Origin of the sequence: Klebsiella sp. CN_Kp100, assembly GCF_040065315.1 — a bacterium.
GTDB lineage: Bacteria > Pseudomonadota > Gammaproteobacteria > Enterobacterales > Enterobacteriaceae > Klebsiella > Klebsiella oxytoca.
The window spans coordinates 172663-199221 of record NZ_JBEAIJ010000039.1; the positions used below are offsets into that span (position 1 = coordinate 172663).

Genomic DNA, 26559 nt, shown 5'->3' on the forward strand with positions numbered 1-26559 from the left:
AATATCTGCAATTATAGGCTGGTGAGAGAGCAATAATACATCTGGCCAGAGGGCTTATGGGATTAAATGCGTTATATGTTGCGTTATCAATTTTTAAATTTTTTTCTGAGGGATTAACATGAAAAAAACATGTGTTGCCGGCCTGATTGGCCTGGCATTATGCGCAGGTAGCGCCATGCATTCTGTTTATGCCGCTGATGCTAAACATCCCAATCTGGTCATTATTCTGGCAGATGATTTAGGCTATGGTGACCTGGGCGCCTATGGGCATCAAATCGTCAAAACGCCCAATATTGATAAGCTGGCTCAGGAAGGGGTGAAGTTCACCGATTATTATGCTCCGGCGCCGCTCTGCTCACCTTCGCGGGCGGGCCTGTTGACCGGCCGCATGCCGTTTCGTACGGGCATTAGATCGTGGATCCCGGAGGGGAAAAATGTTGCCTTAGGCCGTAACGAGCTGACGATTGCGAATCTGCTGAAGCAACAGGGTTACGATACGGCGATTATGGGCAAACTCCATCTCAACGCCGGCGGCGATCGTACCGACCAGCCGCAGGCGAAGGACATGGGCTTTGACTACAGGCTGGTCAATACCGCCGGGTTCGTGAGCGACTCGACGCTGGATAACGCCAAAGAGCGTCCTCGCTACGGCATGGTCTATCCCACCGGTTTTACCCGCAACGAGAAACCTATCGGTCGCGCGAAGACGTTCAGCGGCGAGCTGGTGAGTTCGGAAGTCGTCAACTGGCTGGATAAGAAGAAAGATAACAACCCCTTCTTCCTCTACGTCGCCTTTACCGAAGTGCATAGCCCGCTGGCCTCGCCGAAGAAATATCTCGATATGTACGCGCCTTATATCAGCGCTTATGCGAAGCAGCACCCGGATCTGTTCTACGGTGATTGGGCGGATAAGCCCTGGCGCGGCGCCGGTGAGTACTATGCCAACATCAGCTATATGGATGCTCAGGTAGGGAAAGTTCTCGACAAGATTAAAGCAATGGGTGAAGAAGATAACACGATCGTAATTTTTACCAGCGATAACGGCCCGGTTACCCGCGAAGCGCGAAAAGTTTATGAGCTGAACCTTGCTGGTGAAACGGATGGGCTGCGGGGTCGTAAAGATAACCTGTGGGAAGGCGGAATTCGCGTCCCGGCGATTATCAAATATGGTCACCATATTCCGCAGGGGATGGTCTCAGAAACGCCGATGTCGGGTCTGGACTGGATGCCGACGCTGGCGCAGATGATGAACTTCCCTCTGCCGAAGGACCGTACCTATGACGGCCAGTCAATCGTACCGGTACTGGAGAAGCAAGCGTTCAAGCGGGAAAAACCGCTGATTTTCGGTATCGATATGCCGTTCCAGGACGATCCGACCGATGAATGGGCGATTCGCGACGGCGACTGGAAAATGATTATTGATCGCGAAGGTAAGGCTAAATACCTCTATAATCTGAAGCAGGATCGCGCAGAAACGCTAAATCAAATCGGTAAGCAGCCCGAAATTGAGCAGCGGATGTTCGCTGAGTTTCTGAAATATAAAAATGACATCGATAATGATTCATTGATGAAAGCCCGCGGAGATAAACCGACGCCGGTGACATGGGGCTGATGAAATATTAGCATACCATAATCGTATGCTACCTGGCGCCATACCTGCCTGATTCAGCGTTCTGACGTTGAATCAGGTATTTTTATTGGCCCGAATCGGCGGATAGACAGAGGCAGCAATGACCTGAACCGTTACTCATAATCAAAAAAAGGGTGATAACGCGCTTTTACCCTGGAGAAATAATAGTGATAAAATCAGCGAGGCCCGAGGGAAATATTCGCAGTGAGTGAATATGTTTAACGACGTTAATGTTAATAGTTGCAAAACGCCCGGTTGTAAAAATCTTGGCGTGCTTAATAGCCCTGATTATCTTCGTCAGGGAGAAAATATCCTGTGCCGGGAATGCGGCTTTCTCTTTCCGCCCATTTCGGCGATTTCCCTTAACGCTTTTCGCCGCACGGTAAACCAGGGATGGAAGGGGCTGGTTAAGCAGTGTCCGGGATGCGGCAGCGTTTCTCTAAAACGCTACGGCTACTCGGCGCAGGGCGAGCGGCGTATGGCATGTCGCGACTGCAGCAAGACCTTCGTGATACCGGACAGCCTGACCCTCACGCCTCGCCAGCAGGAGCTTGCCGCTCTCATCCAGCAAGGCAGCTCGCTTAACGATATTCGCACTCTACTGGCTATCGATAACACTACATTAGGCCGCGAATTAGCTAACCTCTCTTATCGCGCGGACCTGGCGGAGCGCGCTTTTGACTTTCCGGCGTTTGATATTGTTCTCACCACCCGGGCGTTTAGCCTTGGTTTTAACGGTGGAGAGAATCGGCTGTATGTGCTGGTCACCGCTGAGGAAAAAAGCGGTAAAGTGGTGGCTATCTCGACGAACTATACTCCACGCCCGGTTGAGCCGGCGTATCAGTATCAATCGCAATATGAAGAACGACTGCCCCCAGGCACGCTGGCATATCTCGTGCAACGCAAAGAAATGCTCACTATGCGGCGTCGTGGCGCGCTGTTTGACATTGATTACGGGCCGGGAACGCTGCACCGGCATGTGCGAGGTATGCTGGTTAAACCCGTATTGCCGGCCTATCGACATTTTGAACTGGTGCGAATGTTAACCGATGAGCGTTCGCTGAATGTGCAGCATTATCTCGATCATGAGTGTTTCATCCTTGGCGGATGTATGATGGCAAACCTGGCGCAGGTCCGGCAGGGGCGCTGCCATATTTCATTCGTCAGAGAACGCGGTGTAAACCCCCCTCAGGGCGAAATGCCACCGCGACTGTTCTACAGCGGCGGGATCCGCAACAATGTCTGGCGAACATTCTCCACGCGGGACTACGCCATGGCCGTTTGTAACCTGACCGGAAGTAAGAAAACCGGCCTGTTACGGCATGCGACCCTGCGAAGCGCCAGCGAATTTATAGACTATATTTATCGCCATCCTTTCCTTCCCTGGCTCACCAGAATGTCGCCTGCCAACGTGACGTCTGCGCTAAATCATTTGAAATATGAATATAACAACCGTCTTTCCTGCCTGCCTTTTTAAACTTTACTGCCCGGTTAACCCGGTCAGCATTTGACGGGCGTACATTCGTATAAAACGATCTTAACGGCAATTTAAACCTACTTTTTTCGATGTATTTGCGTCTGTATTATACTTTTATCGAGTTGTTTGCCGATAAGGTGAGGTAAAAGTGAAACATCTACAGCGTTTTTTTCATAGCGAGGCATCCGGGGGGATAATCCTCATCTTCGCCGCCGCTATGGCGATGCTATTAGCCAATACGGGCCTGACCAGCGGCCTGTATCGCTCTTTTCTGGAGACGCCCGTTCAGCTGCGCGTAGGCGCGTTAGAGATCAACAAGAACATGCTGTTGTGGATAAACGACGCGCTGATGGCGGTATTTTTCCTGCTTATAGGTCTGGAAGTAAAGCGCGAGATGAAACAGGGCGCGTTGGCCAGCCGTCGCCAGGCCGTATTTCCGGTCGTCGCGGCGTTGGGCGGCATGGTGGTTCCGGCGTTAGTCTATCTGGCATTTAACGGCCAGGATGCGATTGCCAGAGAAGGGTGGGCGATACCGGCTGCGACCGATATTGCCTTCGCGCTGGGCGTGCTGGCGCTGCTGGGCAATCGGGTTCCCGCTGCGCTGAAGATCTTTCTGATGGCGCTGGCCATCATCGACGATCTGGGCGCCATTATTATTATTGCGCTGTTCTACACGCACGATCTTTCCGTGGTGTCGTTGGTTGTCGCTGCCGGCGCCATTATAGTGCTGGCGGCGCTGAATCTGAGCGGCGTACGGCGTACCGGGATCTATATTCTGGTCGGCGCCATACTCTGGACTGCGGTGCTGAAGTCGGGGGTTCACGCAACGCTGGCTGGCGTCATTGTCGGCTTTATGATCCCGCTAAAAGAGCAGAACGGTAAATCGCCGGCGAAGCAGCTTGAGCACGTGCTGCATCCGTGGGTGGCCTTCCTGATCCTGCCGCTGTTCGCCTTCGCTAACGCGGGCGTTTCTTTGCAGGGCGTCACGGTAGAAGGGCTGACCTCGCTGCTGCCGTTAGGTATTATTGCCGGGCTGTTTATCGGTAAGCCATTGGGAATTAGCGTATTCTGCTGGCTGGCGCTGAAGCTGAAATGGGCCTCGTTGCCGGAAGGGACAACCTGCAAGCAAATTATGGCGGTCGGCATTCTATGTGGGATTGGCTTCACAATGTCGATTTTTATTGCCACCCTGGCCTTCGGCAGCGTCGACCCCGGATTGATCAACTGGGCCAAGCTTGGCATCCTGATTGGATCGATATTATCGGCAGTCACGGGATACATCATACTGCGTAAGCGCGTAACGGATTCGGGCTACGCGACTTAACATCTCACGGGGAGCCGCTACGGCTCTCCTGGACATTATCAGGGAGAGAAGCATGTCGCATATCAACTACAACCATCTGTACTACTTCTGGCATGTCTATAAAGAAGGCTCCGTTGTTGGCGCGGCGGAAGCGCTGTTCCTGACGCCGCAGACCATTACCGGGCAAATTAAGGCGCTGGAAGAGCGCCTGCAGGGGAAGTTGTTCAAGCGAAAAGGAAGAGGGCTGGAGCCCAGCGAATTAGGCGAGTTGGTTTTCCGCTATGCGGATCGCATGTTTACGCTGAGCCAGGAAATGCTCGATATCGTTAACTATCGTAAAGAGTCGAATCTGCTGTTTGACGTCGGCGTCGCGGACGCGCTGTCGAAAAGGTTGGTGAGCGGGGTACTGGATGCTGCCGTTGTCGATAATGAACAGATCCATTTACGCTGTTTCGAATCGACCCACGAAATGCTGCTGGAGCAGCTTAGCCAGCATAAGCTCGATATGATTATTTCCGACTGCCCTATTGATTCAACCCAGCAGGAAGGGCTGTTTTCAGTGAAAATTGGCGAATGCAGCGTCAGCTTCTGGTGCATGAATCCGCCGCCGAAAAAACCGTTCCCGGCCTGTCTGGAAGAGCGTCGCTTACTGATCCCTGGCCGTCGTTCGATGTTAGGGCGCAAGCTGCTCAACTGGTTTAACTCGCAGGGATTGCAGGTGGAAATCCTCGGCGAGTTTGACGATGCGGCGTTGATGAAAGCCTTCGGCGCGGCGCATAATGCGATATTCGTTGCCCCGACGCTGTATGCGCATGATTTCTATAGCGATGAGTCGATAGTTGAGATCGGACGGATGGACAACGTCATGGAAGAGTATCACGCGATCTTCGCAGAACGAATGATCCAGCATCCGGCGGTGCAGCGTATTTGTCATCGCGACTATTCGGCGCTCTTTACGCCGCCGCAGGCCCAGGACAGCGCTGTTTCTGGCGGTTCGGCAAAGCAATAGTCGCCAGAAGCGCGATGGTTGACGCTTTGAGCGATAGACGACAGACATAAAAAAACCCGCTTTCGCGGGTTTTTTTACAAAGCGACAACAAGCAGACGATTAAGCCAGTTTGTTGATCTGAGCGGTCAGGTTTGCTTTATGACGCGCAGCTTTGTTTTTGTGGATCAGACCTTTAGCAGCCTGACGGTCCACGATTGGTTGCATTTCGTTAAATGCTTTCAGTGCAGTAGCTTTGTCGCCAGCTTCGATAGCTGCGTATACTTTCTTGATGAAAGTACGCATCATAGAGCGACGGCTAGCGTTGTGCTTGCGGGCCTTTTCAGACTGAACGGCGCGCTTCTTAGCTGATTTGATATTAGCCAAGGTCCAACTCCCAAATGTGTTCTATATGGACAATTCAAAGGCCGAGGAGAATGCCCGTTTAGCCTTCTTTTGTCAATGGATTTGTGCAAATAAGCGTCGTTTAAACGAACAACGCTTCATTACGTAGTGATGGCGCAAGATTCTACCAGCTTGTTGCAGGCGAATACAGCCTTTCAACCATAAAAATCGACGACGCCGGAGAGATTTTCCCGCAATCTCGCGCTGAGTGAATGAATTCCCGGGATCTTTCGGTGAAGAGGTGCAATCGCTGGTTAACGTCGCCAGTTGTACAAGGTATACTCGGACGATTTTCACTGTTTTGAGCCAGACATGAAGCTGATACGCGGCATACATAATCTCAGTCAGGCCCCGCACGGGTGCGTGCTGACCATTGGAAATTTTGACGGCGTGCATCGCGGGCACCAGGCATTATTGCAGCGTTTGCGCGCAGAAGGTCGCCAGCGTGGCTTACCGGTGGTGGTGATGATTTTTGAGCCGCAGCCGCTTGAGCTTTTTGCCGCCGATAAAGCGCCGGCACGTTTAACGCGCCTGCGTGAGAAGCTGAACTATCTGGCTGAAAGCGGCGTCGATTACGTCCTGTGCGTGCGTTTCGATCGGCGCTTCGCGGCATTGACCGCCCAGGACTTTATCAGCGAACTGCTGGTCCGCCAGCTGGGCGTTCAGTTCCTCGCCGTTGGCGATGATTTCCGCTTTGGCGCAGGTCGCCAGGGGGATTTCTTGTTATTACAAAAAGCCGGCGTGGAGTACGGCTTTGACGTCACCAGCACCCAAACCTTCTGTGAAGGCGGCGTGCGCATCAGCAGCACCGCGGTGCGCCAGGCGCTGGCAGACGACGATCTGCCCCTGGCGGAGACGCTGCTGGGGCATCCGTTTACCATCTCCGGCCGCGTTGTGCACGGTGATGAACTCGGGCGCACAATAGGTTTCCCGACGGCGAATTTACCGCTGCGTCGTCAGGTTTCCCCGGTTAAAGGGGTCTATGCGGTAGAAGTGACAGGGCTTGGCGACAAACCTTTTATGGGCGTCGCCAACATTGGTACTCGTCCAACGGTGTCCGGCGTGCGTCAGCAGCTGGAAGTCCATCTCCTGGATGTTGTAATGGACCTCTACGGTCGCCATATAGATGTAATACTGCGTAAAAAAATACGTAACGAGCAGCGATTTGCGTCGCTTGATGAGCTAAAAGCGCAAATCGCACGTGATGAGTTAACGGCCCGCGACTTCTTTGGGCTAACCGGGCAGGCATAACCCTGACGGTGTTTATCAAACCGAAATACGGAACCGAGAATCTGATGAGTGACTATAAATCGACCCTGAATTTGCCGGAAACAGGGTTCCCGATGCGCGGCGACCTCGCCAAGCGTGAACCGGGAATGCTGGCGCGTTGGACCGATGATGACCTGTACGGCATCATTCGTGCAGCCAAAAAAGGCAAAAAAACCTTCATTCTGCATGATGGCCCTCCTTATGCGAATGGCAGCATTCATATTGGTCACTCGGTTAATAAGATTCTGAAAGACATTATCGTTAAGTCCAAAGGGCTGGCGGGCTATGACTCTCCGTACGTACCGGGCTGGGACTGTCACGGTCTGCCAATCGAGCTGAAGGTAGAGCAGGAATACGGCAAGCCGGGCGAGAAATTCACCGCCGCCGAGTTCCGCGCCAAGTGCCGCGAATATGCCGCCACTCAGGTTGACGGGCAGCGCAAAGACTTTATCCGTCTGGGCGTGCTCGGCGACTGGTCGCACCCGTACCTGACCATGGACTTCAAAACGGAAGCCAACATCATCCGCGCGCTGGGTAAAATCATCGGCAACGGCCACCTGCACAAAGGCGCTAAGCCGGTGCACTGGTGCGTAGACTGCCGTTCCGCGCTGGCGGAAGCGGAAGTTGAGTATTACGACAAAACTTCTCCGTCCATCGACGTGGCGTTCCACGCGACCGATAAAGCGGCGGTGCTGGCGAAATTCGGCGTGGCCGACGTTAACGGTCCGGTTTCTCTGGTTATCTGGACCACCACCCCGTGGACCCTGCCAGCGAACCGCGCCATCTCCCTGTCCCCGGAGTTTGACTATGCGCTGGTGCAGGTTGACGGCCAGGCGCTGATCCTGGCGAAAGATCTGGTCGACAGCGTCATGAAACGCGCCGGCATTGCTGATTACACCATCCTTGCGGTGGTAAACGGCGCCGAGCTGGAGCTGATGCGCTTTAAGCATCCGTTCCTCGATTTCGACGTCCCGGCGATCCTGGGCGATCACGTCACTCTGGACGCGGGTACCGGTGCGGTACATACCGCGCCAGGCCACGGCCCGGATGACTATGTCATCGGTCAAAAATATGGCCTGGAAGTCGCTAACCCGGTGGGTCCGGACGGCGCCTATCTGCCGGGAACTTACCCGACGCTGGATGGCGTAAACGTGTTTAAAGCCAACGATATTGTCGTTGCGCTGCTGTCTGAAAAAGGCGCGCTGCTGCACGTAGAGAAAATGCAGCACAGCTACCCGTGCTGCTGGCGTCACAAAACGCCGATCATCTTCCGCGCCACGCCGCAGTGGTTCGTGAGCATGGATCAGAAAGGCCTGCGCGCGCAGTCGCTTGCCGAAATCAAAGGCGTGCAGTGGATCCCTGACTGGGGCCAGGCGCGTATTGAATCGATGGTCGCCAACCGTCCTGACTGGTGTATTTCCCGTCAGCGTACCTGGGGCGTACCGATGTCGCTGTTCGTGCATAAAGAGACGCAGGAGCTGCATCCGCGTACTCTCGAACTGATGGAAGAAGTGGCGAAACGCGTTGAGATCGACGGCATTCAGGCGTGGTGGGATCTCGATTCCCGCGACATCCTCGGCGCCGAGGCCGATAGCTATGAGAAGGTGCCGGATACGCTGGACGTGTGGTTTGACTCCGGATCGACCCACTCCTCCGTTGTTGACGTGCGTCCGGAATTTGCCGGTCACGCCGCCGATATGTATCTCGAAGGTTCTGACCAGCACCGCGGCTGGTTCATGTCATCCCTGATGATCTCTACCGCGATGAAGGGCAAAGCGCCTTACCGCCAGGTGCTGACCCACGGCTTTACCGTTGATGGCCAGGGCCGCAAGATGTCCAAGTCTATCGGCAACACCGTCTCTCCGCAGGACGTGATGAACAAACTGGGCGCGGATATTCTGCGTCTGTGGGTGGCTTCCACCGACTACACTGGCGAAATGGCGGTCTCCGACGAGATCCTTAAACGCGCCGCCGACAGCTATCGTCGTATCCGTAACACCGCGCGCTTCCTGCTGGCGAACCTCAATGGTTTCGATCCAGCTAAAGATATGGTGAAACCGGAAGAGATGGTTGTGCTGGACCGCTGGGCAGTAGGCTGCGCGCAAGCGGCTCAGGACGATATCGTCAAAGCCTATGAATCTTACGATTTCCACGAAGTCGTGCAGCGTCTGATGCGCTTCTGCTCCATCGAAATGGGTTCGTTCTGGCTTGATATCATTAAAGACCGTCAGTACACCACCAAGGCGGACAGCGTCGCGCGCCGTAGCTGCCAGACCGCGCTGTACCACATTGCCGAAGCGCTGGTACGCTGGATGGCGCCGATCATGTCCTTTACCGCTGACGAAATCTGGGGTTACCTGCCGGGCGACCGCGAGAAATACGTCTTTACCGGCGAATGGTACACCGGTCTGTTTGGCCTGGCCGACGACGAAGCGATGAACGATGGTTTCTGGGACGAGTTGCTGAAAGTGCGCGGCGAAGTCAACAAGGTTATCGAACAGGCGCGTGCTGACAAGCAGGTGGGGGGCTCTCTGGAAGCGGCGGTAACGCTGTATGCCGACGCCGATCTCGCGGCGAAGCTCAACGCGCTGGGCGACGAATTGCGATTTGTCCTGTTGACCTCAGGAGCGAAAGTTGCCGATTATGCGCAGGCTCCGGCCGACGCATGGCAGAGTGAGCTGCTGAAAGGCCTGAAAGTCGTGCTGAGCAAAGCCGAAGGTGATAAGTGCCCGCGCTGCTGGCATTACACGACGGACATCGGCAAGGTGGCGGAACACGCGGATATCTGCGGACGCTGTGTCAGCAACATCGCCGGTGACGGCGAAAAACGTAAATTTGCCTGATGAGTAAACCGATTAGTTCAACGGGGCTACGCTGGCTCTGGGTCGTCGTAGCCGTGCTGATTATCGATTTAGGCAGCAAATTCCTGATCCTCCAGAACTTCGCTCTGGGGGATACGGTATCGCTGTTCCCATCGCTTAATCTGCATTATGCGCGTAACTATGGCGCGGCCTTTAGCTTCCTCGCCGACAGTGGCGGCTGGCAGCGCTGGTTCTTCGCCGGTATCGCTATCGGTATCTGCGTGATCCTTGCGGTGCTGATGTATCGCTCTAAGGCGACGCAAAAGCTGAATAATATTGCCTATGCGCTGATTATTGGCGGCGCGTTGGGCAATTTATTCGACAGGCTTTGGCATGGTTTTGTCGTCGATATGATCGATTTCTACGTCGGGGACTGGCATTTCGCCACCTTCAACCTTGCCGATACCGCTATTTGTATCGGCGCGGCGCTGATTGTGCTGGAAGGCTTCTTGCCGAACGCAGCTGCGAAGAAACAGGCGTAACAATACCCGCCGGGCGGCGCGACGTTTGCACGGGTCTACGTTCTCCGTAGGCCCGTTCAGCGCCAGCGTCACCGGACAAAACTAGTGAGCAACCTGCATGTCTAAATCAGTACAGAGCAACAGTGCGGTGCTGGTGCACTTCACCTTAAAGCTCGACGATGGCTCCACCGCAGAGTCAACCCGCAACAACGGTAAACCGGCGCTCTTTCGTCTGGGCGATACTTCCCTGTCTGAAGGTCTGGAACAGCATCTGCTGGGGCTAAAAGAGGGGGATAAAACCACCTTTTCGCTGGAGCCGGACGCCGCGTTTGGCGTACCGAGCCCGGACCTGATCCAATATTTCTCGCGTCGGGAATTTATCGATGCGGGCGAGCCGGAAGTCGGCGCGATTATGCTCTTTACCGCAATGGATGGCAGCGAAATGCCCGGCGTGATCCGTGAAGTAAACGGCGATTCGATTACCGTTGATTTCAACCATCCGCTGGCCGGGCGTACCGTTCATTTTGATGTTGAAGTGCTGGAGATCGATCCGGCGCTGGAGGGGTAACATGCAGATTCTGTTGGCTAACCCGCGCGGCTTCTGCGCAGGCGTTGACCGCGCTATCAGCATTGTTGAAAACGCGCTGACGCTATATGGCGCGCCGATCTACGTGCGTCATGAAGTCGTGCACAACCGCTATGTTGTCGATAGCCTGCGTCAACGCGGCGCTATTTTTATCGAGCAGATTAGCGAAGTGCCGGACGGCGCGATCCTGATTTTCTCCGCCCACGGCGTCTCTCAGGCCGTACGCAACGAGGCGAAAAGCCGCGATCTGACGGTTTTTGACGCTACCTGCCCGCTGGTGACCAAAGTCCATATGGAAGTTGCTCGCGCCAGCCGTCGGGGGGAAGAGTCGATCCTGATTGGTCACGCCGGTCACCCGGAAGTTGAAGGCACCATGGGCCAGTACAGTAACCCGCAGGGGGGGATGTACCTGGTGGAATCGCCGAATGACGTCTGGAAGCTGGATGTGAAAAACGACGCTAAGCTGTCGTTTATGACTCAGACGACGCTCTCCGTTGATGATACCTCCGACGTGATTGACGCCCTGCGCGAACGGTTCCCGAAAATCGTCGGGCCGCGCAAAGATGATATCTGCTATGCGACGACAAACCGGCAAGAGGCCGTCCGCGCGCTGGCCGGGCAGGCTGACGTAGTGCTGGTGGTGGGGTCGAAGAACTCCTCGAATTCTAACCGTCTGGCCGAACTGGCCCAGCGGATGGGGAAAGCCGCCTATCTGATCGATGATGCGACCGATATCCAGGAAGCCTGGGTGAAAGACGCAATCTGCGTCGGCGTAACCGCAGGCGCATCGGCGCCGGATATTCTGGTACAGAACGTGATTTCGCGTTTGCAGGAGCTGGGCGGCGGCGAAGCGGTGCCGCTGGAAGGCCGTGAAGAGAACATTGTCTTCGAAGTGCCGAAAGAGCTGCGCGTAGACGTCCGTGAAGTAGAGTAAGTTCTTTTTCCCCGCAGTATGAGAAGATGCCAGGCTTAACGTCTGGCATTTTTTATGGAGAAACTATGCGCTTACCTATCATTCTGGATACCGATCCCGGCATTGATGACGCCGCAGCGATTGCCGCGGCGCTATTCGCTCCCGAGCTGGACCTACAGCTGATGACCACAGTAGCGGGGAACGTATCCGTGGAGAAAACCACCCGCAACGCCCTGCAGCTTTTGCATTTCTGGAACGCCGATGTTCCTTTGGCTCAGGGCGCTTCTATGCCGCTGGTCCGCCCGCTGCGCGACGCCGCCTCCGTACACGGCGAGTCCGGGATGGAAGGCTACGATTTCGTGGAACATAACCGTCAGCCGCTGGCAAAACCGGCATTTCAGGCGATCCGCGACGCGCTGATGCACGCTCCGGAGCCGATGACCCTGGTGGCGATTGGCCCGCTAACCAATATCGCGCTTCTGCTGACCCAGTATCCCGAATGCCGTTTTAATATCCGTCGGCTGGTTATCATGGGCGGTTCCGCCGGGCGCGGTAACTTTACGCCGAATGCGGAGTTCAATATCGCTATCGACCCGGAAGCGGCGGCGAAAGTTTTCCATAGCGGGCTGGAGATTGTGATGTGCGGGCTGGATGTCACCAACGAGGCGATGCTGGCTCCGGACTACCTTGCTACGCTACCGACGCTGAATCAGACCGGGAAGATGCTGCATGCGCTATTTAGCCATTACCGGAGCGGGAGCATGAGCAGCGGCCTGCGTATGCATGACCTGTGCGCGATTGCCTGGCTGGTTCGTCCGCAGCTCTTCACCCTCAAGCCCTGTTTTGTGACGGTAGAAACCCAGGGAACCTGGACTTCGGGAACGACGGTGGTCGATATCGAAGGCAAACTGGGCCAACCGGCAAACGTGCAGGTGGCGCTGGCTCTGGATGTAGAAGGTTTTCAGCGCTGGGCAGCGGAGGTGATTGCTTTAGCGCCCTAATCTGGCGATGAAGCGGCCGGTATGGCTTTCAGGTTTTCTGCGTTGAATCCACGACGTTGCGCCAGAGCGTGCCCGCTTCATCCGTCCACATCATCAGTAGCAGGGAAGCTAAGCGCTCTGCCGCTGCGGAAAGAGGCCTGTTTTTAACGCGAATCATACCCAGCGTGCGTCTGATGACCGGCTCCACAAGCGGGACGCTCACCACGGCGCTCCCTCCGCTTTGGGGCATTGCCAGACAGGGGAGTGCCGAGACTCCGAGGCCTGCTTCGACAAGGCCGAGCGAGGTCGACAAATGTCTGACTTCATAAAACCAGCTCAGCTGCCAGGGTTTATCCGCCAGGCATTTCTCGATCAACTGTCTATTGCCGCTTGATTTCCTGACGCCGATTAACGTCTGGCTAACAAGCTCCCGCCATTCGACCAGTTTCCTGGTTGCCAGAGGATGATCTTGCCGGCAGGCCAGAACAAAAGGCTCGTTCACCAGGGGAATGAAATCGATATCCGGATGTGTGATGAAGTTCATGTTTATACCAAAATCAACATCGCCTTTTCGTACCGAGTCCATACAGGTTTCAATACCTTGTTCATAAATTCGTACTTTGATGTTGGGGTAGCTTTGATTAAATTGCACGATAGCGCGCGGTAAAAAATAAAATACGGCAGTAGGAATGCAGGATAGCGTAACCGTATCATGCAATTGAGACGTTAAATCGTTGAGGTCAAATATTGCCGCATCAAGGCCGGAGATCAAAGATTTAGCTCTTGGGAGAAGCATTTTCCCGGCTTGCGTCAGCGCAATCTTTCGCGTCGTTCGTTCGAACAGCGCAATATCCAGATTACTCTCTATTTTTTTTATCTTCTTAGTTAATGCCGGTTGCGTAAGATTTAATTGTTCGGCGGCTTTACTAAAAGAGCCTAGCTCTGCAACGGTGACAAAGGCTTTCATCCCGGATAGTTCATTTTTCATTATTGCTCCGTAGGGCCTAATAAGTGTTTCTCTAAGTAGATGACAAGTGATTATTAATCGGCAATGGCACTTTTATTAATTCCTGGCAGGAATAACTCTTATGGCGAAATTTTATCAACCGGTAAAAATCTTGCAAGTAGAATGAATTTGTAAAATGCCTGGCGTGAATGATGTAGCAGGTGAATTAAGTAAATAAAAAACTTAAACAGCATAAAGCAAATTAAATTCACAAGGCATTTCGTTTAATTCTTCTATGTTTTATCGGGTGAGGAACTTGCTATGAAGAGCATTCCCTGTGTATTAATGCGTGGTGGAACATCCAAAGGCGCCTTTTTATTAGCGGATGATTTACCAAAGGATATTAACCAACGTAATGACTTCCTGTTATCTATCATGGGATCGGGCCATGAGCTGGAAATTGACGGAATTGGCGGTGGAAGCCCACAAACCAGCAAAGTGGCCATTATTAGTCGATCTGTTAGTGAAAAAGCGGACATTGATTATCTGTTTGTTCAGGTTATCGTCAACGAACGGCGGGTCGATACCACGCCGAACTGCGGTAATATGCTGTGTGCTGTAGGGGGATTCGCAATAGAACAGGGGTTAATTAAAGCGGATTCTCCGGTCACGAGAGTGCGCATAAGGAATGTGAACACCAATACTTTTATTGAGGCTGACATTCAAACGCCTGAGGGAAAGGTTATCTACGACGGCGATACGCAGATAGACGGCGTTCCCGGCCGTGCCGCACCGGTTGCATTAACCTTTTTGAATTCTGCGGGTGCAAAATCCGGCCAGCTTTTCCCTACCGGGAATCGGCTGGACGTATTTGATAATGCGCAAGTCACCTGTATTGACATGGCAATGCCGATGGTCGTGATTCCAGCTCAGAGCCTGGGAAAAACCGGTTATGAATCTGCCTGCGAATTAGACCGGGACACAGCGCTTTTAGAATCGCTGGAGTCTATTCGTCGACAAGCGGGAAAGGCGATGGGGTTTGGCGATGTGACAAATATGGTTATCCCGAAACCGGTTCTGATTTCTCCTGCGCTTAGCGGCGGAAATTTAAATGTTCGATATTTTATGCCCCACAGTTGCCATAAATCGTTGGCGATTACCGGCGCTATCGGTCTGGCGAGTGCATGTATTATTCCGGGGACGATTGCTAATGAACTGACGAAATTGTCTGGTGATGGCATCGTTAAAATCGAGCACCCCAGCGGGAGTATTGCGGTCGACTTAAGTAATACGACCGAAGCCCCTGAAACGATCCGCGCCTCTGTTATTCGCACGGCACGGAAGATTCTTTCCGGCTCGGTTTATATTGCCGACTAAATACCGAGACCCCTCCTTAACGAAAAATTATCGTGGATTGAGGCGGGGAATTATGTGAATGCGTTCCACAAGCATCCTTAAATATTGAGTACAGCTAAGGAATGGAAATGCAAAAGAATAAGTTATGGAAGCTGCTGGTTATAATAGCAATACCGTTACTCATGAGTTTATTCCCGGCGCCGCAAGGATTATCAACACTTGCCTGGGTTTTATCAGGCATTTATCTGGCAGCCATTGTGGGGTTAGTCATTAAACCCTTTTCAGAGCCTGTGGTACTGCTGATTGCCGTCGCCGCATCAATGGTGGTCACCGGCAATCTGGGTGATGGTTCGGTAAAAGCCGCCAGCGTATTAAGCGGATATTCATCCGGCACCACCTGGTTAGTTTTCTCCGCATTTACTCTGAGTGCAGCTTTTGTTATTACCGGGCTAGGTAAAAGAATTGCTTATTTTCTTATCGGAAAAATTGGTAGTACAACGTTAGGCCTTGGCTATGTAACCGCCTTCCTTGACCTGATCCTGGCCCCCGCAACGCCATCGAATACAGCACGTGCTGGCGGGATTGTTTTACCGATCATTAATAGCGTCGCAGTCGCCCTTGGCTCGGAGCCGGAGCACAGCGCAAAGCGAGTTGGTCACTATCTTATGTTGAACATCTATATGGTGACGAAAACAACCAGCTATATGTTCTTTACCGCAATGGCCGGCAATATTCTTGCGCTGAAGATGATTGAAGATATCTGCCACATCAAATTAAGCTGGGGTGGCTGGGCGCTGGCCGCAGGATTACCTGGTATCATTATGCTGCTGCTGACGCCGCTGATTACCTACAAGCTTTATCCGCCGGAATTAAAGCGGGTTGATAATAAAAAGATCGCCAAAACGGGCATCGAAGCTTTGGGACCCATGACCCTGCGTGAAAAGATGCTCTCTTGCCTCTTTGTTCTGGCACTGGGCGGTTGGGTGTTCAGCAGCGCCCTGGGGGTTAATGAGTCAACCGTTGCTATCTGCGTCATGGCCTTGATGTTAGTGCTGAAAATCGTAACCTGGGATGATGTGATAAAAAATAAAGGCGGCTGGAATACGCTCATTTGGTACGGTGGGATTATTGGCTTAAGCTCGTTATTATCAAAAGTTGGCTTTTTCGTGTGGCTGGCTGATTTATTAAAAAATAATATTTCATTTGATGGTCACGGTAATATAGCTTTTATTGTTATTGTCGCCTTGAGCATACTGGTTCGTTATTTCTTCGCCTCGGGAAGCGCTTATATCGTCGCTATGGTTCCGGTCTTTGCCATGCTGGCGAATGTATCTGGTGCACCGATAACCCTCACCGCACTCGCGCTATTATTCAGCAATTCTTATGGCGGAATGGTCACTCACTATGGTGGCGCGGCAGGGCCAGTTATTTTTGGTGTGGGTTATAACGATATCAAATCCTGGTGGATTATAGGTGGAATACTGGCGGTACTGACATTCCTCTTGCACATCACCCTCGGGGTATGGTGGTGGGAAATACTCATATCATCCGGGATGATTTAAGTCGTTACTGAGAAAGAATGCCGTGAATATCTGGGCATCGGTTGATGCCCAGGACAATTGTAGATGATGCCATTGCCATGTGGTTATTATCTTACCTGAAATTTAATGATTTAAGTATGAAAAAACTCACATGATCGCAAATATTATTATATTACCTTTAACAAGGTGAGGTGCAATATATTTATGTCTCCAGTTACGATTACGTTGTCGCTATTGGTTTTTTCGATCGTCATGTTCGTTTGGGAAAAAATACCATTAGCTGTAACTGCCATGATTGTTTGTATTACTCTGGTTGTCACCGGGGTCTTCGATGTCAAAACTGCTTTTGCAGGTTTTATTAATCAGAATGTTATTTTATTTGTGGCTATGTTTGTGGTAGGCGGGGCTTTATTCGAAACCGGCGTAACCGATAAAATTGGCGGTATCGTGACACGCTATGCGCGTACAGAAAAACAGCTGATAGTCATTATTATGTTAGTGTGTGGGACCCTTTCTGGATTTTTATCGAATACCGGAACGGCTGCAGTGTTAATACCTGTTGTGATCGGCGCAGCGATAAAATCAGGTTATGCCCAGTCACGTCTGCTTATGCCCCTGGCCTTTGCCTCTGCGTTGGGGGGAAATTTGTCGCTTATCGGTTCCCCAGGAAATCTGATTGCGCAGTCGGCGCTGGAGCAGGTTGGCCAACGTTTTGGTTTTTTTGAATATGCTAAGCTGGGTATTCCGATGCTGGCTTGCGGTATTCTCTATTTTGTCACGATAGGCTACCGACTATTACCGCAAAAAAGTACGCTACACCAGCAACGCACTGAAAGTATGCGCAAGATAGCGTGCCCGAAATACAAGCAGGTGATTGCGCTGTCGGTACTAATCGCAACCGTATCCGGCATGATTTTCGAAGAACAGATTGGATTGCCGATTGCTATTGTTGGCTCAATTGGCGCTTTAACGCTGATTGTCACCCGGGTGATTACTGAAAAACAGGCATACCAGGCCATTGATTCACAGACCATTTTCCTGTTCGGCGGAACGCTGGCACTAGCAAAAGCGCTGGAAACCACCGGCGCTGGTGCGATCATGGCGCGTGCAATGATTGAACAACTGGGTAATCACGCTTCCCCCTTCTTACTTTTAAGCGCGGTATTGCTCATCTCCTGTGTGTTAACAAACTTCATGTCCAATACGGCAACCGCCGCTTTATTAATGCCGATTGGTCTATCTATTGCGCATTCGATGGGGGCCGATCCCCGGGCGGTATTAATGGCTATAGTTATTGGCTGCTCGTGTGCGTATGCAACCCCTGTGGGTACGCCCGCCAATATGATGATTTTTTCTGCGGGCGGCTATAAGTTTATTGATTACGTTAAAACCGGATTGCCGCTTATTGTTATATCGGTAATCGTCAGCTTTATTTTATTGCCTGTGTTTTTTCCATTTTATTAGCCGATAACGGTAGTGATTAAAAAGAGTTGCTATTCTGTCAGACCTTGTTTTTTATATAAGGATATATGTCATGATAAAACTGTATGACCATGGAGTATGTATATCACACCAGCATGGTATTATTCCTGTTGGTCATCCTTCCTTCCCGGTGGACAAGCAGGAGGCGCGTAAAGGCACGATTTCGTGGTCGATCCTCTCCGCCCATAATACTTCAGGCGATCACCGCAAGTTAAAAATAAAATTTGATTGTATGGCATCACACGATATTACATTTGTGGGGATAATCCAAACCGCTAAAGCGTCTGGAATGCAGCGTTTTCCACTGCCTTACGTATTAACTAATTGTCATAATTCGCTATGTGCGGTCGGCGGTACCATTAATAGTGATGATCATATATTCGGTTTATCTTCGGCCAGAAAGTACGGCGGGATTTATGTTCCGCCGCATATTTCCGTTATTCATCAATATATGCGCGAGATGATGGCCGGCGGTGGCAAGATGGTGCTGGGCTCGGACAGCCATACCCGCTATGGCGCTTTAGGGACGATGGCCGTCGGCGAGGGGGGCGGCGAGTTAGTTAAGCAACTGCTGGGAGGGACCTGGGATATTGATTATCCCGAGGTTGTTGCGGTGTATTTGACAGGTAAACCCAGCCCTGGCGTGGGGCCTCAGGATATTGCCCTGGCGATAATTGGCGCGGTGTTCCGGCGCGGTTATGTGAAAAACAAGATAATGGAGTTTGTGGGACCGGGGGTGGCGACAATGTCTACCGATTTCCGCAACAGTGTTGATGTCATGACGACGGAGACCACCTGCTTATCGTCTATCTGGCAAACCGATGAAGAGACTCGAAGCTACTTGCGCGTTCATGGCAGGGAGCAAGACTATTGTTCGCTCTCAGCATCCGATATGGCTTATTACGATGGTTGTATAGAAGTCAATTTAAGCGCTATCAAACCGATGATCGCCTTACCTTTTCATCCCGCCAACGTCTATGAAATTGATACGCTGAAGGAGAACTTGCCGGATATTTTGCATGAAGTCGAAATGGAATCCGAAAAAATTTCGCTTGGGCGCGCAAAACTCTCCCTGCTGGATAAAGTCGAAAAGGGTAAGCTCCGGATCCAGCAGGGAATTATTGCCGGTTGTGCTGGCGGAAATTACGTCAACGTAGTTGAAGCGGCAAATGCCTTAAAGCATCACTCCTGCGGCGACAACGTTTTCTCTCTCTCGATATATCCCTCATCCCAGCCGGTGCTGATGGATCTGACCAAAAAAGGGATAACGACCGATTTATTAAGCGCTGGCGCGATTATGCGTACCGCATTTTGTGGGCCCTGCTTTGGCGCAGGCGACACGCCTATGCATAATGGATTGAGCATTCGCCATACAACGCGCAATTTCCCAAACCGGGAAGGTTCAAAACCCGGAAATGGGCAAATGTCGGCTGTCGCGTTGATGGATGCCCGCTCAATTGCGGCGACGGCTGCCAACGGAGGTATTCTGACCTCGGCGTCAGAGCTCGATTGCTGGGAGAACATACCGCAATATGAATTTGACGCTTCACCCTATAAAAACCGTGTCTATCAAGGCTTTATTAAAGGCGCATCCCAGCAATCGCTGATTTATGGACCCAATATAAAAGACTGGCCTGAAATGAGTGAGTTAACGGAAAATATTCTCTTAAACGTTACCTCTAAAATCATGGATCCGGTGACGACTACTGACGAGCTTATCCCATCGGGAGAAACCTCATCATTTCGCTCTAACCCCTCAGGACTGGCGGAGTTTACCCTCTCACGGCGCGATCCGGGCTATGTTGGCCGCAGTAAGGAGATTGCCGCTCTGGAACAATTGCGTGTCGCGGGGGACAATCCTTGCAGGCTGCATCCTGAACTTGAGGAAATCTTTACCCAAATCCGCCAGCTGCCGGGACAGGAGGGCGTCACCCTGCAGCAGACGGAAATAGGTAGTATGGTTTATGCGATAAAACCGGGCGATGGTTCAGCACGAGAACAAGCGGCCAGCTGCCAGCGCGTGCTGGGGGGGCTGGCAAATATTGCGCAGGAATACGCCACGAAACGTTATCGTTCGAATGTGATTAACTGGGGAATGCTGCCGCTGCAAATGAAAGCCTTACCCGAATTTGAAGTGGGGGATTTTATCTTTATTCCGGGCATAAAATCCGCCTTAGACAGCGAGCTGGGTCATATTACCGCGTTTGTCATTAGCCGCGAGCGCCCCATAAAAGAGATCGCGCTTTACATGGAGGGCCTGACCTCATCAGAGCGGGAGATTATTAAGGCAGGAAGCCTGATTAATTATAATAAATCACGCTTAACTTCCCACCATCAGTAAACGATAGTCCTCATTAAGGTAATAAACGGGGGTGATATAGCATCCCCGTTTTTATTCATAGCGGCTTATCCGTGATTTTCGAACGTTGCGCTATGGCTGTGCTGCCTGCAGTCGGCTTCATCTTCTCGCTAAGATAATCAATCATTGCCCGCATTCTGGCGGGCATGTGCTTATTGCCCGACCACAGTAGCCAGAGCTGGCCGGAATAGCGGCTGATAAACTCCCATTCCGGTAAAACCTGCACAATCTCGCCGTTCGCCAGCGGCTCACGGGCGGTAAACAACGGCAGGCTACCGATACCCAGATTTTGCTTCACGGCATCAAGGCGTACGGCGGTGTGGTTTGCCGCGTAACGACCGTGGGTCTGGATAGTCTCCGTTTTGCCGTCGCGGCGAAACTTCCAGCGCGAATCGGCGGGCGTTTCCCCAAGGCTGATACAGCTATGTTCGCGCAGATCCTGCGGCGTTCGCGGTCTGCCATATTGCGCCAGGTAGCCGGGCGTCGCACAGACGATATGGCTGACGGACAGCAAAGGCTTACCGTGCAGCCCCGGCGAGGGCGTATGGGTGATGCGCAGCGCCAGATCGATACCGTCATCGATAAAATCGAGAACCCGATCCTCAAGGCGCAGACAGACGTCGATCTTCGGGTAGCGGCTAAAAAACTCCAGCATCAGCGGATGAATGACAAACCGTCCCACGGCTTTCGGCACGCTTAGCGTGAGCTTACCCTGCGGCACCGCCTGGGCGCTGCCGGCGGAATCCATGGCCAGACGCGCCGACTCCAGCATCTCCAGCGCATGTTCATACACCGTTTTCCCGGCATCGCTAAGGCGCAGCTTGCGCGTGGTGCGATGCAGCAGCTTGCAGCCCATTTCCTGCTCCAGCCGCGAGACGCTGCGGCTAATGGCGGAAGGCGTCGCGCCTGTCTGGCGCGCGACGGCGGAAAAGCTGCCCTGATCGACAATCTGCACGAACAGGGCGAGATCGGGCAGTAAGTTCAGATTCATTTGTGCTTCCAGAGCAAAATTGCATTGATGATCGGCGGGATTATCGCTGCCGTTAATATCAATATACTGTCCTGACTGAGAGGAGGACAACCATGACTGAACGACTTTATTACACCAGCGATGCCACTGAATGCCCTGCGCGAGTCGTCAACTGCCTGGGCGAAGCCGACGGCCGCTATGCCATTGAGCTGGACCGCACGCTGTTTCATCCGCAGGGCGGGGGACAGCCGGCGGATCGCGGCTGGATTGGCGAGCTTGCGGTCGAGAGCGTTGCCGCGCGCGGCGAGAGCATCGTGCATATTGTTGCGCAGCCGCTACCCTCCGGCGAGGTGGCGATCCGGGTGGACGCGGACGCGAGACGGCTGCACGCCCGGCTACATTCCGCCGGGCACCTGATTGGTCAGGCCGGAGAGCGCTTTGGCTGGCGGCCGATTAAGGCGCATCACTGGCCGGGAGAAGGGCGCATCACCTTTGCCGCCGGGACGAACGCGTCACTGCCCGAAGCCAGCGCGCTGCTGGCGCAGATCGAAGGATGGCAGGCGGAGGATTTACCGCGTCGGATCTCTTTTGCCGAAGGTCTGCGCAAGGTCGGGTTCGGCGATATGCCGAGCTATCCCTGCGGCGGCACGCACGTGGCCAGCCTGTCAGAACTGGGAGAGGTCGTCATTACCCAGGTGAAGATGAAAAAAGGCCAGATGATTGTTAGCTACGCTATAGCGTAAACGAATAAAAGGAGATGCATGCTAAACAAAGCATCTCCGCGATCCTTAAACGTGCTCACTATTTTTGCCGTGATAAATCCGCTCCGGTCTGCCGACTTTACCGTAGCTTATTTCGGCCTCAAGAAAATCGTTTTTGACCCCTTGCTCCAGGTAGCGGCGGGCAGTGGTTTTGCTGCTGCCGAGGATACGCGCAAGGGAGTCTGCGGTATGGACGATCCCCGGGTCGGTGAAGAGCTGTAATACGCGGTTAAAGGTGCTTTCATCGATTCCGCGCAGGGCGGTGCCGGCGGCTTCCGCGTGCTCTTTGGCCTGGATATTGAAAAGGGCGTCAACGTGGGTCTGGCTCGCCTGCTCGCTCGAGCGCAGGGAGCTGCGATAGCGGGCAAAACGCTCAAGCGTATGCTGCAATCGCTGATAGTGAACCGGCTTAATCAGATAATCGAAAACGCCCATCCGCAGGGCTTCGCTGATGGTATCCATATGGTTGTCGGCGGTGATGAAAATGATACGTCCTTTATAATTGATATTGACGGCGTGACGGATCAAATCGAGGCCTTTGCCATCGGGCAAAAAGTTATCCAACAGAATCAGCTGGGGCTGATAGAGACGAAGCATTTTTTTTGCGCTTTCCAGCTTATCCGCAATGCCAATGACTTCGAACTGGGGAAATTGCTTGATGGTATCCACCAGAATTTCCGCCAGCATAGGTTCGTCTTCAACGATGAGAGTTGTGATGCTATCCATGGTGTTCATCTCGGGTCAGGGGGATATAAAGAGTAAAAATAGTGCCAAAAGGGATGTTGTCGTCGACGACGATATTGCCGCCCGCCTGCTCGACGTAGCTGCGTACCAGCCATAGCCCGATACCGTGATCGCCGCTGTCGCTGCTGGTGACGCCGCGCTCAAAAATACGATCGCGCAGCGATTCATCAATTCCGCAGCCCTGGTCGGCGATCTCGACGATCGCTTCGCCGCCCTCGCTGTTGATCAGGCACTCGATCTGCTTCGATCCTGCCGGCTGACGTAAGGCGGCATTGTAGGCATTGTCCAGCAGGTTACCGACGATCGAGATCCACTCATTATGCGAAAGCGAGGAGGGGAGGGTTTCCACGTGACAGGCGGGATCGAAGACCAGCTCTAATCCGAGCTCTTTGGCGCGGTAATATTTGCCGATCAGCAGCCCGGCAAGATGGTTCACTTTAAAATTACGGGCGATAAAATCGAGAACTTTCTGGTGGCTTTCAGACTGCTGCTGAATGAGATCCAGCGCGTTATCGTAGCGTTTCAAAAACAGTAGCCCGGCAATAGTGGAGATCAAATTGCGGTGCTCGTGCTGCACGGCGCGAAGGTTATCCGCATACTGCTGGACCTGGCTGAGCTGCAGGCTCAGGGTGTTGATATCGTCTTTACTACGAAAGCTAATGACCCATCCCTGGGGCTCGCTATTGAGCGTGACGGCCATGCGGCTGGCGATCACTTTGATCTGATTAAAGGTGACAATTTCGTCTTTTTTATTTGTCTGCGGCGCGTCATAAAAGAACGTCTCCTGAGAGATCACGCTGCTGATGCTTTTGCCAATCAGGATAGTTTCCGGCTGGCTGAGGTTTAATAATCTCCTTGCGGTTTGGTTGATGGCGGTAATTCGGTAGTGAGAGTCAATGGCTATCAGTCCCTCGAAGACCGATTCAAACAAGACGCTTTGCTGGATAAGCAGCTGTGATAGCTGCTGCGGCTCCATATTCAGCATCTGTTTTTTGATATGCAGCGAGAAGCGTCGGGCGCAGTAGAGCAGCAGGAGCAGCATGATTGCCATCGGGATCATCAGCGATCCGATTTGCAGACTCAGCCAGTTCTCTAACTGTTCGATGGTGTAGCCCACCGAGACGATGCCGATCACTTTCCCGGTGCTGTCCTGGATCGGCGACTTACCGCGCAATGAAGAGCCGAGCGATCCTTTACGCACCGACACGTAGCTTTTAGCGTTATACAGCGCTTCGTCGCTGTCTCCGCCTTCCATATATTTGCCGATCTCATCCGGATTCACGTGATACAGACGCTGGCCTTTTGCATCACCGACGGTGATGTAGGTGGCATCGGAAAACGATCGCATGGGGTCGATAAGCGCTTTAATTCGCGCCAGATCGTGCTTTTCGACCGCCTCTACCAGCTCAGGCATGGCGGAGATCTGCATCGCCTGGATCAGCGCGCGCTGGCCGACCTGATAATGCAGACGCTCTTCCGTGATGCTGGTGAGATACCATGACATCGCCAGCATCACTATTGTCGAGGTAAACAGGATCAACAGGAAGATGCGGTTCTGGAACGAACGTCGGGCAAACCAGTGCGTGATTTTTCGGCTAAACATTGGGCGAATTGACATCAAAAGGCCATTTTCTCTTTTTTAGCGACCGACGGCGCGGAATCGGCCCACAGTTTTATGGATTTCAGAACACATCCAGATGGAATACGACGTTTTACGTATCCCGGGTTGCGGCTGACGCCTTATCCCGGGCTACGGGTTTACAGCCGTCTGCGATCCTGTAGCCCGGCAAGGCGCGTTAAGCGCCGCCTCCGGGAGAATCCCCCGGTCGCGGCTGACGCCTTACCCCGGGCTACGGGTTTACAGCCGTCTGCGGGCCGGTAGCCCGGATAAGACGTTTACGGCGCAATCCGGGGAAAGGTAACGATTCACATCGCCAGCACGTACTTGAGCATCACCCCGGCGGCAATCGCCGAGCCAATCACCCCCGCCACGTTCGGGCCCATCGCGTGCATCAGCAGGAAGTTCTGCGCGTCCGACTCCAGCCCCACCTTGTTCGACACCCTTGCCGCCATCGGCACCGCCGACACCCCGGCGGAGCCAATCAGCGGGTTGATTTTGTGCCGGCTGCACAGGTTCAGCAGCTTCGCCATCAGCACGCCCGCCGCCGTGCCGATACCGAACGCTATCACCCCCAGCACCAGTATCCCCAGCGTCTGCGGCTGCAGGAACTTGTCCGCCACCAGCTTCGCCCCCACCGATAATCCGAGGAATATCGTCACGATATTTATCAGCCCGTTCTGCACCGTGTCGCTCAGGCGCTCCACCACCCCGCTCTCGCGCATCAGGTTGCCGAAGCAGAACATCCCCAGCAGCGGCGCCGCGTCCGGCAGCAGCAGCGCCACCAGCAGCAACAGCACCGCCGGGAAGAGGATTTTTTCCCGCTTACTCACCGTGCGCAGCTGCACCATGCGGATTTTCCGCTCCTTCTCGCTGGTCAGCGCCTTCATAATCGGCGGCTGGATTAACGGCACCAGCGCCATATACGAGTACGCCGCCACCGCGATGGCGCCGAGTAATTCCGGCGCCAGTTTCCCGGAGAGGTAAATCGCCGTCGGACCGTCCGCGCCGCCGATGATGCCGATGGCCGCCGCCTGCGGCAGGGTGAAGCTGATGATGCCGAAGTAGTTCAGCGTCAGCGCCCCCAGCACCGTGGCGAAGATGCCGAACTGCGCCGCCGCCCCCAGCAGCAGGGTCCGCGGGTTGGCCAGCAGCGGGCCAAAGTCGGTCATCGCCCCGACGCCCATAAAAATCACCAGCGGGGCGATGCCCGAGCCGATGGCGACCTTATAGAAAATCGCCAGCACCCCGGCGGAGTAGCCCATATCCACGGCGAGGTCCTCCATCTGCCCCTGCACCGACGGCAGGGCCAGGGCCAGCGCCTCTTTGATGGCGTGGACGTCCGGCGCGCAGTTGAGCTTCGCCGCAATCACCGCCAGCTGCCCGGCGTCGTGGTGGGCCAGCAGGCTTTCCAGCGCGGTCAGCGCCAGCCCGGCCTCCGGAATGTTCGACAGCAGGCCGCCGAAGCCAATCGGCAGCAGCAGCAGCGGCTCGAACTTCCTGGCGATGGCCAGCCACAGCAGCAGCAGGCTCACCAGCAGCATGACGGCCTGGCCGGCGCCGAGGTGCATCAGCCCCATGCCCTGAATCAGGGCGTTCAGACTTTCCATTTCGCGTCCTCTTCCTTACGCCAGGCTCAGCAGGGTGTCGCCCACCGCCACCGCGTCCCCGGATTTCACCGCGATACCGCGCACGGTCCCGGCCTGTGCGGCGCGGATTTCGGTTTCCATCTTCATGGCTTCCAGAATCAGCAGCACGTCGCCTTCGGCCACCGTCTGGCCTTCCGCGGCAATGACCTTCCAGATAGTGCCCGCCAGCGGCGCGGTCACCGGCGTGCCGGCGCCTGCCGGGGCAGCTGCCTGAGCCGGGGCGGAAGAGGCTGCCGGCGCGGCCGCCGTCAGCTGGCTGATAT

The 26559-nt window shown here is 53.7% G+C and carries 22 protein-coding genes; 15 read left to right on the forward strand and 7 right to left on the reverse strand.

All coding sequences use genetic code 11. The features are described from left to right. The first annotated feature begins 118 nt into the window (after positions 1–118). From ABLV12_RS16175 to nhaR, 4 genes are all read left to right on the forward strand, one after another. The gene (locus ABLV12_RS16175) at positions 119–1612 is read left to right on the forward strand and encodes a sulfatase-like hydrolase/transferase (protein WP_004108345.1); all 1494 of its coding nucleotides are present in this window, start codon (positions 119–121) and stop codon (positions 1610–1612) included. A gap of 232 nt (positions 1613–1844) precedes the next feature. Further along, on the forward strand, positions 1845–3107 hold the full coding sequence (locus tag ABLV12_RS16180) for a cytoplasmic protein (RefSeq protein WP_049128440.1): 1263 nt from the start codon (positions 1845–1847) through the stop codon (positions 3105–3107). Between the two features lie 148 nt (positions 3108–3255). Further along, positions 3256–4431 (forward strand): Na+/H+ antiporter NhaA, encoded by a 1176-nt coding sequence (nhaA, locus tag ABLV12_RS16185; RefSeq protein ID WP_064398478.1) that lies wholly within the window; start codon positions 3256–3258, stop codon positions 4429–4431. A gap of 52 nt (positions 4432–4483) precedes the next feature. After that, on the forward strand, positions 4484–5419 hold the full coding sequence (gene nhaR / locus ABLV12_RS16190) for a transcriptional activator NhaR (RefSeq protein WP_004108338.1): 936 nt from the start codon (positions 4484–4486) through the stop codon (positions 5417–5419). A gap of 99 nt (positions 5420–5518) precedes the next feature. Here nhaR and rpsT read toward each other — a convergent pair whose 3' ends face one another. Further along, complete coding sequence (gene rpsT / locus ABLV12_RS16195) at positions 5519–5782, reverse strand: 30S ribosomal protein S20 (RefSeq protein WP_003018940.1); 264 nt, start codon at positions 5780–5782, stop codon at positions 5519–5521. 330 nt (positions 5783–6112) lie between these two features. On the opposite strand from rpsT, the gene ribF reads away from it, so the two are divergent. From ribF to rihC, 6 genes are all read left to right on the forward strand, one after another. Beyond that, the gene (gene ribF, locus ABLV12_RS16200) at positions 6113–7051 is read left to right on the forward strand and encodes a bifunctional riboflavin kinase/FAD synthetase (protein WP_004108323.1); all 939 of its coding nucleotides are present in this window, start codon (positions 6113–6115) and stop codon (positions 7049–7051) included. A gap of 44 nt (positions 7052–7095) precedes the next feature. Continuing rightward, complete coding sequence (ileS, locus tag ABLV12_RS16205; RefSeq protein ID WP_160886974.1) at positions 7096–9912, forward strand: isoleucine--tRNA ligase; 2817 nt, start codon at positions 7096–7098, stop codon at positions 9910–9912. Then, on the forward strand, positions 9912–10412 hold the full coding sequence (lspA, locus tag ABLV12_RS16210; protein ID WP_004108317.1) for a signal peptidase II: 501 nt from the start codon (positions 9912–9914) through the stop codon (positions 10410–10412). The genes ileS and lspA overlap by 1 nt, the downstream gene beginning before the upstream one ends. Before the next feature lie 97 nt (positions 10413–10509). Next, on the forward strand, positions 10510–10959 hold the full coding sequence (gene fkpB, locus ABLV12_RS16215; protein ID WP_004098486.1) for an FKBP-type peptidyl-prolyl cis-trans isomerase: 450 nt from the start codon (positions 10510–10512) through the stop codon (positions 10957–10959). A gap of 1 nt (position 10960) precedes the next feature. Then, positions 10961–11911, forward strand: coding sequence for a 4-hydroxy-3-methylbut-2-enyl diphosphate reductase (gene ispH / locus ABLV12_RS16220; RefSeq protein ID WP_064398476.1), 951 nt, complete (start codon positions 10961–10963; stop codon positions 11909–11911). Between the two features lie 65 nt (positions 11912–11976). Then, complete coding sequence (gene rihC, locus ABLV12_RS16225) at positions 11977–12891, forward strand: ribonucleoside hydrolase RihC (RefSeq protein ID WP_064398474.1); 915 nt, start codon at positions 11977–11979, stop codon at positions 12889–12891. Positions 12892–12919: 28 nt separating this feature from the next. On the opposite strand, the gene ABLV12_RS16230 is transcribed toward rihC, so the two are convergent. Then, positions 12920–13858 carry a LysR family transcriptional regulator gene (locus ABLV12_RS16230; protein ID WP_064345441.1) on the reverse strand — a complete coding sequence of 313 codons (939 nt, stop codon included), beginning with the start codon at positions 13856–13858 and terminating at the stop codon, positions 12920–12922. A 279-nt stretch (positions 13859–14137) separates the two neighbouring features. On the opposite strand from ABLV12_RS16230, the gene ABLV12_RS16235 reads away from it, so the two are divergent. From ABLV12_RS16235 to ABLV12_RS16250, 4 genes are all read left to right on the forward strand, one after another. Next, the gene (locus tag ABLV12_RS16235; protein ID WP_196090452.1) at positions 14138–15193 is read left to right on the forward strand and encodes a 4-oxalomesaconate tautomerase; all 1056 of its coding nucleotides are present in this window, start codon (positions 14138–14140) and stop codon (positions 15191–15193) included. 107 nt (positions 15194–15300) lie between these two features. After that, positions 15301–16734: an anion permease gene (locus tag ABLV12_RS16240; RefSeq protein WP_004108306.1), complete on the forward strand. Its 1434-nt coding sequence runs from the start codon at positions 15301–15303 to the stop codon at positions 16732–16734. 183 nt (positions 16735–16917) lie between these two features. After that, complete coding sequence (locus tag ABLV12_RS16245; RefSeq protein WP_004108304.1) at positions 16918–18177, forward strand: SLC13 family permease; 1260 nt, start codon at positions 16918–16920, stop codon at positions 18175–18177. Positions 18178–18247: 70 nt separating this feature from the next. Further along, on the forward strand, positions 18248–20536 hold the full coding sequence (locus tag ABLV12_RS16250; protein WP_348867156.1) for a hydratase: 2289 nt from the start codon (positions 18248–18250) through the stop codon (positions 20534–20536). A 55-nt stretch (positions 20537–20591) separates the two neighbouring features. On the opposite strand, the gene ABLV12_RS16255 is transcribed toward ABLV12_RS16250, so the two are convergent. After that, complete coding sequence (locus ABLV12_RS16255; RefSeq protein ID WP_348867157.1) at positions 20592–21545, reverse strand: LysR family transcriptional regulator; 954 nt, start codon at positions 21543–21545, stop codon at positions 20592–20594. A 92-nt stretch (positions 21546–21637) separates the two neighbouring features. Here ABLV12_RS16255 and ABLV12_RS16260 point away from each other — a divergent pair, with 92 nt between their 5' ends. Then, positions 21638–22267, forward strand: coding sequence for a hypothetical protein (locus tag ABLV12_RS16260; RefSeq protein ID WP_004108297.1), 630 nt, complete (start codon positions 21638–21640; stop codon positions 22265–22267). Positions 22268–22312: 45 nt separating this feature from the next. On the opposite strand, the gene ABLV12_RS16265 is transcribed toward ABLV12_RS16260, so the two are convergent. From ABLV12_RS16265 to ABLV12_RS16280, 4 genes are all read right to left on the reverse strand, one after another. Continuing rightward, positions 22313–23011 carry a response regulator gene (locus ABLV12_RS16265; protein WP_004108295.1) on the reverse strand — a complete coding sequence of 233 codons (699 nt, stop codon included), beginning with the start codon at positions 23009–23011 and terminating at the stop codon, positions 22313–22315. Beyond that, on the reverse strand, positions 23004–24632 hold the full coding sequence (locus tag ABLV12_RS16270) for a sensor histidine kinase (RefSeq protein ID WP_004108293.1): 1629 nt from the start codon (positions 24630–24632) through the stop codon (positions 23004–23006). Before ABLV12_RS16270 ends, ABLV12_RS16265 begins: the two co-directional genes overlap by 8 nt. Before the next feature lie 323 nt (positions 24633–24955). Further along, on the reverse strand, positions 24956–26257 hold the full coding sequence (locus tag ABLV12_RS16275; RefSeq protein ID WP_105889262.1) for an oxalacetate decarboxylase subunit beta: 1302 nt from the start codon (positions 26255–26257) through the stop codon (positions 24956–24958). A 15-nt stretch (positions 26258–26272) separates the two neighbouring features. Further along, on the reverse strand, positions 26273–26559 hold a 287-nt coding region (locus ABLV12_RS16280; RefSeq protein ID WP_348867158.1), incomplete at its 5' end, for a biotin/lipoyl-containing protein.

Coding starts and splice junctions, on each gene's coding strand:
- ABLV12_RS16175 (WP_004108345.1), top strand. CDS start 119: ATGAAAAAAACATGTGTTGCCGGCCTGATTGGCCTGGCATTATGCGCA.
- ABLV12_RS16180 (WP_049128440.1), top strand. CDS start 1,845: ATGTTTAACGACGTTAATGTTAATAGTTGCAAAACGCCCGGTTGTAAA.
- nhaR (WP_004108338.1), top strand. CDS start 4,484: ATGTCGCATATCAACTACAACCATCTGTACTACTTCTGGCATGTCTAT.
- ribF (WP_004108323.1), top strand. CDS start 6,113: ATGAAGCTGATACGCGGCATACATAATCTCAGTCAGGCCCCGCACGGG.
- ileS (WP_160886974.1), top strand. CDS start 7,096: ATGAGTGACTATAAATCGACCCTGAATTTGCCGGAAACAGGGTTCCCG.
- lspA (WP_004108317.1), top strand. CDS start 9,912: ATGAGTAAACCGATTAGTTCAACGGGGCTACGCTGGCTCTGGGTCGTC.
- fkpB (WP_004098486.1), top strand. CDS start 10,510: ATGTCTAAATCAGTACAGAGCAACAGTGCGGTGCTGGTGCACTTCACC.
- ispH (WP_064398476.1), top strand. CDS start 10,961: ATGCAGATTCTGTTGGCTAACCCGCGCGGCTTCTGCGCAGGCGTTGAC.
- rihC (WP_064398474.1), top strand. CDS start 11,977: ATGCGCTTACCTATCATTCTGGATACCGATCCCGGCATTGATGACGCC.
- ABLV12_RS16230 (WP_064345441.1), bottom strand. CDS start 13,858: ATGAAAAATGAACTATCCGGGATGAAAGCCTTTGTCACCGTTGCAGAG.
- ABLV12_RS16235 (WP_196090452.1), top strand. CDS start 14,138: ATGAAGAGCATTCCCTGTGTATTAATGCGTGGTGGAACATCCAAAGGC.
- ABLV12_RS16240 (WP_004108306.1), top strand. CDS start 15,301: ATGCAAAAGAATAAGTTATGGAAGCTGCTGGTTATAATAGCAATACCG.
- ABLV12_RS16245 (WP_004108304.1), top strand. CDS start 16,918: ATGTCTCCAGTTACGATTACGTTGTCGCTATTGGTTTTTTCGATCGTC.
- ABLV12_RS16250 (WP_348867156.1), top strand. CDS start 18,248: ATGATAAAACTGTATGACCATGGAGTATGTATATCACACCAGCATGGT.
- ABLV12_RS16255 (WP_348867157.1), bottom strand. CDS start 21,545: ATGAATCTGAACTTACTGCCCGATCTCGCCCTGTTCGTGCAGATTGTC.
- ABLV12_RS16260 (WP_004108297.1), top strand. CDS start 21,638: ATGACTGAACGACTTTATTACACCAGCGATGCCACTGAATGCCCTGCG.
- ABLV12_RS16265 (WP_004108295.1), bottom strand. CDS start 23,011: ATGGATAGCATCACAACTCTCATCGTTGAAGACGAACCTATGCTGGCG.
- ABLV12_RS16270 (WP_004108293.1), bottom strand. CDS start 24,632: ATGTTTAGCCGAAAAATCACGCACTGGTTTGCCCGACGTTCGTTCCAG.
- ABLV12_RS16275 (WP_105889262.1), bottom strand. CDS start 26,257: ATGGAAAGTCTGAACGCCCTGATTCAGGGCATGGGGCTGATGCACCTC.